Here is a 9,992-nt window from a genome sequence, read left to right on the forward strand (position 1 = left end):
TTCCATAGACTTTGGCACCAAAGCCTAGTCTGAAAAGTCATCCCGCCCTGCGAAAGCCAGTTCATCGGGCATGATCTGCCAGAGCGAATAAAACTCTCGCCTTCTGGCACAGCTGTCAGGGCGCAAACTGGTGACTTGAATGGAGCGGCTGCACGGGCTGAAGCAAAATTTGTAAATCCTGCCTTCTGTTTGCAAACGGGCCCTTTCCAGCCAGTTCCCGTCTGCCGTCAACCCGAACAGAATCAGGCTGCGCGTATCCGTCTTGGGAACCACAGCCAGAAGGCAACCTTCCTGATTGAAATCTGCTTTTACGATAGAGAACCCGATGCGTTGATTGACCCACTGAACGGCGGCGGGTTCACCGAATGGCTGACAGAAAGATTCAGCAAAAGGCTGACGTTGATAGAGATCAGTGTGTCCGGCAGGATCGTTACAAACAATGGTTTCACCGCTGGGACCGGTTACCACCAGGGACTCAGCCGGAAATGTTTGTGTCACGCCCCAGATTCCGGACGCTGCTTTGCGCCAGATCGTTACCTCACGCCCGCTTCTTCTGATGAATTCACAAGGGTCCACAGAAAATTGAATTTCACCACCGCCGTCTTCGGGCTTCTCCCGTTTAGATCGCCGCCATTGTTCGTGAATTAATTCCCAGATATCAATACTTTCCTCGGTGGTGATAATCAGAAGCCGACCATCGGCGCTAAATTCAGGTTTAAGCTGGAAATACCGGGTTGGCTGGTCACAGTATTCAATGATTCTCTGTTTTTCACGCCACTGCCCTTGAGGGTCAAAGGCAAAAATGACGACAAAGAAATAATCCCGTTCAATATCACCGTGACGGGAATCATTGCCGGCATCCTCAAACCATGCGGCAAAGTGACGGTTATCCGGACTGAATACCACGCGAAGATCACACCCAAAGTTGCTCACTTTTTCGCCACTGGGCGTTTCTTTCAGATCATCAGCAGGATCTTTAATAGTAATGTTACCCGTTTCAGACCAGGATCCGTCGTCTGCCTTGCTCATCAGCCTGATGCGTGAGTTACTACCGTAAAGCACAAGATGATTGCTGTCGGCACTGAATAGCCGATCAAGAAGACGTGTATTAATGTTGCCTTTATTGATCCACTGACCGTCAGCACCCCGACCCAGAATAGCTACAGCCCGCCACTGGTTAATACAGACCAGTGACCTGGCATCGGGTGACAGGCAGATGCTGGAGATATGCTTATCCTCACATTCAGGAAAAACCTCACCTGTTGTCAGTTGTTGCTCAATCCACGAATCCTTCTTGCGTTCATAAACTGACAGAAAATGCACTTTGTCGCTGTTTTTGTCGCTAAAAGATCCCGTTGGCATAATATCTCGCGGAAAGGGTTGCGGGACAGATAAAATATGGTCGGCCTGCTGATGACCATAACTGAACAGATTACCGTGTTTGATCTCAGCTTCCCTGAGCCAATGGCCATCAGGGTCCGGAGCCAGAATATCACTATAGTTCTCCGCCTTGTTCTCAATGATGATGGGAATATGATCACACAGGTGATGTTTAAGGCTATGAACATTTATGCTGTCAGTGGGTATAAGGGTCAGTGTGACCCCATCAAGAATCTGCTGGCGTAAATGGCTGGCATAAAAGGAGTAAAAGGCCGGACCCAGTTGCGCGGGGAAATGGCAAACAGAAAATATGGACAATGTCCTGAGGTACTCAAGGAGTAAATGACTGGACTGAATGATTGCCCGGCACTCAGTCTGCCTTTGTCTGGTCAGGGAGAGGAAGTGATGAACCTCTTCCAGACCGCATGACCTCAGGCGATCGCCCATTGTCGGCGATGTTTGCCCGAAATGATTGATATCTTCGATGGCTAAATAACTGGCGATTTTCTCCAGTACTTCCAGAGGCAAGCTGGCCCACTGGCGGTCGCAGCCAGTCATAGCCGTTGCTGAATCCGTTGCGGATACGGTTCTCGCCTTGTCTGGTATCCTGACCGGAGTCGACGATGGACCGAGTTTGGGAACGACATCAGAGACTTCTGCAATGTTTGACGGTGCATCTTGCTTTGCTCTGTTGGCTGTCGCGCCACAATAAGGAACGGGTTCGTTTATCTTCCCGCCAGTCAGACCATCCATAGTTAACCTCTCTGCTCTCATTCGTGAGACTGTCTTGAAATTGTTTAATGATTTGACCTTCAGACAGGAGAAAAGTTGCATTTGGATGCTTTCCCGTAACCATATAGGAAAGTCAATGATCTTGAAAAACTCATCACGGTCAAACGCTTATCAACTACCCAATGACTCATAAATCGAATTTAAATTCACGCTGCTCAAAAACTCTTCGAGAATGGTTGTCATCTCCCGGGATTTGAGTATCAGAGCATTATTGGTATTTTGTGCCCGCATTAAGTAGGCATCCTTAACAGACTTCTGAAACAAAAAAGAGCTGTTAATATTACACATCATGTCAAACAGGATCTCTGGTGAAGATGGATCATGAGCGCCGTAGTAGCCCTGATTATCGGAGTCCATGACGCAGGCATCGCCCCAACAAAAATTTAAACAACCGCCTTTCGAGTGTGTCACTTGATACAGGTAATAAGTGAAGGCTTGCAGAATCGCGCTCATGCATTTGTTTTTTAAATCATCCAAAAGCTTTTGGTCTTCTGGCTGCACCTCAACGGACTCTGGTCTCATTTTTTTCAACGACCGCTGCAGTTTAGGGCTGTTCTTAACTTTTCGTTGAAACAGGACATCGGTCATTTCATTAAGCTCTGCACTGTAACAGTCAGGTTGCCCCAGGATAATCACCGGACGATGGTTATTCTTGCCTGAGGATAACTGTACAAACGCAGGCTGGTGCAACAGCATTCGTTCTATATTCGGAATGCCCCCGGGTTGATCCGTCCAGGCGGTCCGTATAGATGAGCTGACAATGTTACCTTCCAGAAATGGCGAAAAACCATCATGAGAATCAGTGATGAAAAAGATACTGCCTTCTTTCTCCCGAAGTCTTTTATGAGCCAGCAGAAACGCCTGACTATTTTTTTCCCTGGACAAAAAATGCTCATACCACTTTTTCAGACAACGGGCGGCCTCAACCTTCAGTTTATCAATGCCTTCCAGACGCACCAATAGCTCATGATAATTATGGACCAATACTAAATGGCTTTGTGAGAACGGCACTGGATACAGCCAATTCAATGCCATGGCTTTACGCGCAAACTGAAGAACTGAAGGCTTGGTCAAGTCACTGCACTCCAGTACAAATACTATTGCAAGCAGCCATTGGTCATGAGTTACCCCGGCCTGATCAATCAATTTTGAATGGAGTATCTTGAGTGGTTCAGTGACCTTATCTTCATCACTGTTGGACAATATTTGTATGATTGCCCCCGATATCCATTTAAATGTCTCCTCGAAAGAGCCCAATACTTCTGTTCCCAGTGACTCAACCACTGAGATGCCCATGGAAAAGGCGGTTAAATTTTTTTCCTTCCAAAGGTTATTTAATAGTTCGGAAATACTTAGATTGGTTTCTGGCAATACGCTGTTTGTCTCAAGGGCCTTTTTAAGTTCCTCAAGGTTTATGCCACAGGCTTTGGCCAGAGTTTGCAGTTGTGCTGAATCAGCCCGTTTCAGGAGATTCTTAATCTGCTTTAATGTACTGCTGGAACTGGGAAACTTAATGTTGGGCTGAAAGGCAGGTGTGATTTTTGTTGGCTCTACAGGCGCTCCGCCCAAATCCACGGACTTCCAGGTTTGGCCGTCATCCCCGGAGTATTCGGCAAATCTATGGATGCGGTTATCAATTTGCCGACATGGAATCCCGAAATAACGACAAAAAGCAATAAAAACAGGCACACGATGGCGACAGCTGCCTTGCCGCTGTGTTACGAGAAATTCAAAGAAATTCTTACCAGGCTCTGGTGCAGCCTTACCGGAAAACTGTCGGCAATAGTCTTTTATCGCCTCAATGCGTTGCTCCGTGTTTTTAGCGTCTTTTATTGTCTCCAACAGCACCTTTACTTCGGATGTTTGTTCGCCAGTGGTCTCAAACAATTTGTCCAGTACTGTTGTCATACCTTCTGAACAACTGTGGTCAAAAAGTATTGATCGTTCTGGTCGGGCGCCTTTAGCCGATGTCTTTTTGTCGGGTTCTACGACATAAGTCACTTGAATACTCTGCCTGGCTTTTGCCTCTGGAATAGTCAATAAGTGAAGCCCGGTGTATCGGTCCCTGATCAGGGTGAATGCCAAATCGGGCTCGATACGCAGGGCTACGATGTAATCCTCAGGCGTCAGGCTGGGCAATGCACATTGACCATTCGCCGGTGACACCTTCAGGGTTGCCAGCGTTTGATTGCTGGTTAATCTCACTTCCTGGCCTTGCCCCGGCAATCGTGCAGGCATCAGGGCTTCGACCCTTTGAATGTGTTTATCACTGATCTCGATCAGTTTGATGTCACCCTCAGGAGTTACATGAATATCCTTTGCCCGCCAGCGATACATCCGGGAAGAGGGCGTCTGCGTATTAAAAACTTTATAGTCTTCAACGACAGGCTTCTTCTGGTTCTCATAGTTTGTGCTCCAGTCCAATACCTCAGACTGTTTCTCGAAGGCTTGTGGGATGTATTTTTCAGAATCGTCAGCCCGATGGTCCGGTTGCGCACTTATCTGCTGCCAGAACGCAGGCCACCATTTAACGGCATTGGAATTCCACGAGTTTATCTGCTGGTCAGCCTCCTGAAGATAAGATTGGTTAGCTGGCATTTTCAGTGTTTGTTCCTCTTCTTTTGTCAGGGGGAATACACTGTTGGCGTCCACGTCCGAGCCACCAAACTGACGATCAAACCAGCTTTTCTGCCAGTGTCGGTAAAGTGCCCGGGTGAGAATATCGTCCGACTGGTCCGGCTTCAGGGGAAGACCGGATGCCCGCCATTCTGCCTGAGCCACCCTCCTGATGATTTCCGTTTTGACTTTCTTTTCATGCAGATGAGTGTTGATACAAATTTCATGTTTTTTTTCATCCATACTGTTGCGGTTACTCTGTCGTATCAACCACGGGCGATTAATGCGCGTTACTGTCTGGTAGAACCAATGGCACAGTACAGGATCAAGCGCTCCTTCATCCATGGCAAGAGTCGATGACTCAGGCAGTTGCTCCAGTGACAGGTCGGCGGCCATCAGATAAAGTCGGTAGTGCTGATCGAAGCATTGATGAAGTCTTTTTTCGCTAAAGTCGCTCCTTTTCATAACAGCCCTGGCGACCTTCTGTAAATCAAGGCTGGTGGGCTGTAACGGCAGGTTTTTGCGTTGCAGGTCGGCCCTCAATCGACAATGTTGCTCAGTCAGCTTTTTAGCCGCGAATTTACCCTCCGTGGTCTCTGGCAAGACTTTTTCGGCAATGGTCTGCAATTCGGTCTGGTTATACTGGCGGATCGGCAAATGTCTGAAACGTCCTTTCAGCGCCGGTGATAAGGGTTTTCGCCCACTGTACTCAGGCGGGTTGATGGTGGCGAACAGATGGAAACCCGGATGGCTGTCACCGGCCAGTATATCGTTTAACTCACCTTCCAGATGCTGGCTGTCGATCAGATTCATTTCCGAAATCACCACGATGCCACCGTCGACTTTTGCCTTCCGGATCGCTTCACACACTTTGTCCCAGGAACAATCACAGGCATTCAGGAGAAAGACTTCCGGCATGGATTCTCCCCGTTGCTCAGCCTGCTGTCTGACACTTGCAATCATCAGGTTCAGCGTGACATCCTTACCTCGTCCAGCCGGGCCTTCAACCAGCGTCGCCTGACGGCCGCCGTGTTTTCTGCCGAGATGATAAGCCTGCTGACAGCGGCTTAAATCCTGCCCAAGCCGCTGCACCAGCTCAATGACTGCCGATCCGGAGGTATCAAACTCAGGTCGGGTTTGTTCGGTGAGTTGTATGAAGGGCTGCTGTATATCCTCCAGGTTCTGTGCACGAACTCTGTCGCTCAGGGTGTTGTCCGGGTGGTAGCGGGCAGCAAACCAGATCTCCAGTGCTGACAGGGCATCCTGATGAGTCTCGCTGATTTCGCTACCCAGTACATCCCGGAAACTTTGTTGGATCAAACTGTTCACTTGCTCACAGCTAACACTGTCTCCTTTGGATAACGCACGATCCAGATACCAGCCCACCCAACTGCAGATATCCGTTAAATCCCTGGGAGTGAACTCATGTTCGGGCAATAGTTCCGGATAATATTGCCAGAGTGCCATCACACTCCTGGTGGCAGTGTGTGCAATGTCGTTTATTTCAGGCTCCGACAGATGTCGCTGTAACTGATTGACCAGAGCCGGTTCCACCACTCTGTCGCGAAGGAAAGCTTGATCCAGGCGTGGGTAGTAAGCCCTGGGCAATTTCTCTTTCAGGGTCGGGTCCATTTGGCGTCCGGCGTAGTGATCGGGGTTGCCGGTGAGAATCACCCGGTGTTTTGTGCTGACCGGAACAGGATGACCGTTCACATAGATGCAGGGTTCCGGTTCCCACAAGCCATTCAATGACGCCAGTAATCCGGTTTTGGCGAGGTTGGCTTCATCCAGAACCAGTGTGACATAGCCTCCGTCTTTGTCGGATTCGGTATTGGCCCATTCCATCAGCGCCCGGTTTTGCTCCGCCATAGAGCGGTCGCCATCGTCGTGTTCTTGCCACTGCCAGCGTTTCATCAGGGTCTGTTCGCTATCAGTAGGTCCAAGGGACAACACCGAAGCCTGCCCTGAAGCCTTCGCCATTGTGGCAGAAAAGTAACTTTTCCCAGTGCCGGTTTCTCCCTCAAGGAAGATAACGGGAGAGTCCGTAAGCCGGTCATGGAGTCGGGATAAACGACGACTTTCACGATCCTTCTGACTCATCTCGCCGTTATAAAGATCCCAGGCCAGTGCTGACAGAGACCTATCGGTGGAGCCCGACCATTTCAGTGATTCAGACAGTTGATGTTTTATGCGTTCAATGCCTGCTGCCTCGGAATTTGTTGTTCTGGCAATGTGAAAACAATCGCTGGCCAGTGCGTGAATGGCATCGGATCGGGTTTGTCCTGATGGCAAAGGCAATTGCCAACCGGAAGTCAGTGCATCTTGCAAACGTTTGATCTGTCTTGCTGGCCTGATGGCTAACGGTTGATATTGCTCCGCTGCCTCCGGATCGACTTGCAACTGATGTGCCATTGCCTCTCGAAGGTGTTCAGGCACATGGGCAACGATCATGGCACAGAGCCTGTCCAGAGCTTCATTATTTTCCTGTCGAAATGGACTTTCATAGGACAGTTGTAATGCTCCATTAAATACTGCCGGGTCAAAGGCTCTGGCCAGTTGCCACAGGTTCTGCTCCACAAACGCTCTATTCAGCCGCAGAGTACTGTTAATGATGTCATTTAAGTGATCCGGGTCTACCGAGGCAGTTTGATTCTCATCCGGCGTCTTATCCGGTAACAAGTGCCAGCAAGCCACTTTCATAAAATCACGCACGGACGGATGTTGCCGGGTGCCATGGGTGATGACGCTGTCGATGGCCTTGCGCCAGTGGCGGGGCAGGAGTTGCAGGGAGCGGTCAACCTGCTGTGCTCGCCGGGCAGCCAGTATCAGGTTACTCAACAGGCCTTTGGTCATTTCCGGCAAAGGGTTACACAGGTGGGCAGGTACGGTTTCAGACGCTTCGTAAAGCAAGTGCAGAGCCTGTTCAGGCAGTCCAGCGCGGGAGATATCATATTTGAGGGCATTGATATCCCAGAGATTGACCTCAGGACACGATTTTCCCCTGGCAATCATCGAACGCAATACTGAAGAGGCGCTGTTTCCGGACTCAGGCCAGAGTAGAGTGACATTAGCCTGTGGGTAGGCCTGTAATTGGCCATTGACCAACAGAGGTTGTCCAAGCATCAGGGGTTCCAGAACCTGCTGAAGCTTTGGGTTAGTTTCGAGTCCCCGGAATACCACCGGCTTGCCAGCGCTTAATGCCTTCTGTAAGTCACTCTGACGTCGTCCAAAATGAGCCTGTTGTTCCGAGGCGATATAGATGTTATCAAACAGCTGGCTAAAGCTGGTCTGGTCATTGACCTGAATGACCAGAGGTGTTTCCTGATGACTATTGATCCACTGACTGGCCTGGGCGTGCTGCTGATAATTGACTGCACTGAAGGCAGACTGATCTCTGACATTGAGCAGAGGATGCTCATCCTTTTCTGACACTCCCAGAGCTTTCGGCTGCTGTTTTGAATGAGTTACCTGAAGCTGTGGCTGCAAATCTGTCGTCTCGCGAATCGTCTGCAGTGAACCCAGTAAACGAAACCATAGTGCCACAGTGAGTGGGGACGTTACTGTAACTGCACCACCCGCCCGAATTTGCTCCAACAGACAGGTGTTAGGAGCTGCATAACCTTCCGGGACAATGGCAATCGGGCTCAGCCATTCCGCGATATTACTCTGGTTAATGATGATCGGGCCTGGTGCTGTGTGCTTTTTATCAGGTCCTTTGTCAGCTTTTTTGTTGCCTTCTTTGTCGCCTTCTTTGTCACAAGAGCGGGACAGGCTTTGGAACCGTGAACGAAGCTCTTCATTCCGTACCGGCATCTGATAAAACTGAACATCGTCGGGTAACTGACAGATCTTCCCGTTGCTCTCGAAACATTGTTGCGCCAGCATCTGTCGAATTGTTTGTTCAAAGGCCAGATCCTGCCAGTTGGCTCCTTTCAGAATCACTCTTTGTCCGGCCCTTAATGACTCAAGCCTGCCGGGGAGGTGCCGGATTCGCCCCTGTTGATCCACTCCGGGGCCGCCCAGCAGCAACTGTCGCCAGTGACTGTGCAAGTGGCAGTCAATAAGAACAGTATTGTTGTCATCCGTCGTGCGTTCGGAGTAGGGGAGTTCAGTTAATACCGGAGGAACTTTGTCGATCTTCATCGATGGATCATTGCCAGTCTTTGCATCGAACTGCCAGGTATTTTCCGGTCGATTAACTCGCCGCCAGAAATCAGCCCCCGGCGCATCGGCCCCCGGTGCCTCGTCAATCCTGCCAAACGATACCAGCTGGGCAGGGGCTGCCAGGACCCATAGAGAAACATGCTCGCCCAGAGGGCGTTTCTTCTGGCTGACTTTGTCATACAGACAGGGATTATCCGGGTCCAGCAGATCGTTAAATTTTGGCAGTTCATCACTGGTGAGTTTGCGGATATCCATCACCAGTGTCAGTGGCTTTGAACTTTCAAAGAGCTTGCCAGACCCCAGAGTGTAGTGACCATCGTCGGCAATACTAAACCGGCTCACCAGGTTAGCCTGTGAGAGGTCATCGGGGTGGGCAATAAGAATGACGTCCCTGTGTTCATTAGAGGTTTGGGCAACTAAAAGCCGTCGAACCTCATCATCATTGGCGACAAAACGGAAATCGAAGCAATAAGGGGCCTTTTGGAGCGAGGAATCCACTGTGGATACGGTTCTCTCTTTGTCAGGCAAGTCAATTGGAGGTGAAGATCTAGTAAGTTCGGGAGTGACAATGGGACAGATAGCCAAATTCTCTGACGATGAAGCCAGATTTGCTCCTGTGGCTGGCACGCCACTGTGTGTGTCTGGAAAAGGTTTGCTGATTTCTACTTTAATCTGGCCATCCACAGTCAATCTCCCTACTGCCATTTGAAGGACTACATTGAAATTGTTTGAATATTTGACCTGCAAAATGGATGAAAGTTCTATTTGAATTTTGCCGGTCAAGACTGACGGTCAAGATTGAGACACCCATAGAAAATTACTTCAGTGCAGATTCCTGCATCATTATTTGCCTCTGATGATAAATCCTGCTTTGCTAACCTGGCTGCAAAGTCATTATGAAAAAGATTATCATCAAGGGCGTGTTTGTTTGTAGCTGGAACAATCCGACCATCCATAGTCAGTTTCCCTCCTGTTATCTGACAGGCCTTTATTAAAATTGCTTAATGATTTGGCCTTCAGACAGGAGGAAAGTTCAATTT

At 49.4% G+C, this 9,992-nt stretch carries 3 protein-coding genes; all 3 read right to left on the minus strand.

Annotated elements, in window-relative coordinates:
* Nucleotides 1–24 precede the first annotated feature (24 nt).
* The 3 genes from ACO6V5_RS23245 to ACO6V5_RS23255 all read right to left on the minus strand — a co-directional run bounded on the left by ACO6V5_RS23245 (nucleotide 25) and on the right by ACO6V5_RS23255 (nucleotide 9,908).
* Entirely contained in the window at nucleotides 25–2,133 is a 2,109-nt protein-coding gene (locus ACO6V5_RS23245) for an F-box protein (protein ID WP_422412526.1), read from the minus strand.
* 150 nt (nucleotides 2,134–2,283) lie between these two features.
* Nucleotides 2,284–9,636 (minus strand): AAA family ATPase, encoded by a 7,353-nt coding sequence (locus ACO6V5_RS23250; RefSeq protein ID WP_422412528.1) that lies wholly within the window; start codon nucleotides 9,634–9,636, stop codon nucleotides 2,284–2,286.
* A gap of 95 nt (nucleotides 9,637–9,731) precedes the next feature.
* Nucleotides 9,732–9,908: a hypothetical protein gene (locus tag ACO6V5_RS23255; RefSeq protein WP_422135371.1), complete on the minus strand. Its 177-nt coding sequence runs from the start codon at nucleotides 9,906–9,908 to the stop codon at nucleotides 9,732–9,734.
* Nucleotides 9,909–9,992: the final 84 nt, after the last annotated feature.

The organism is Endozoicomonas sp. ALD068 (assembly GCF_049310145.1).
GTDB lineage: Bacteria > Pseudomonadota > Gammaproteobacteria > Pseudomonadales > Endozoicomonadaceae > Endozoicomonas_A.

What these genes read in the sequence shown, in the direction of transcription:
- ACO6V5_RS23245 (WP_422412526.1), bottom strand. Translation starts at nt 2,133, where the DNA reads ATGGATGGTCTGACTGGCGGGAAGATAAACGAACCCGTTCCTTATTGT.
- ACO6V5_RS23255 (WP_422135371.1), bottom strand. Translation starts at nt 9,908, where the DNA reads ATGGATGGTCGGATTGTTCCAGCTACAAACAAACACGCCCTTGATGAT.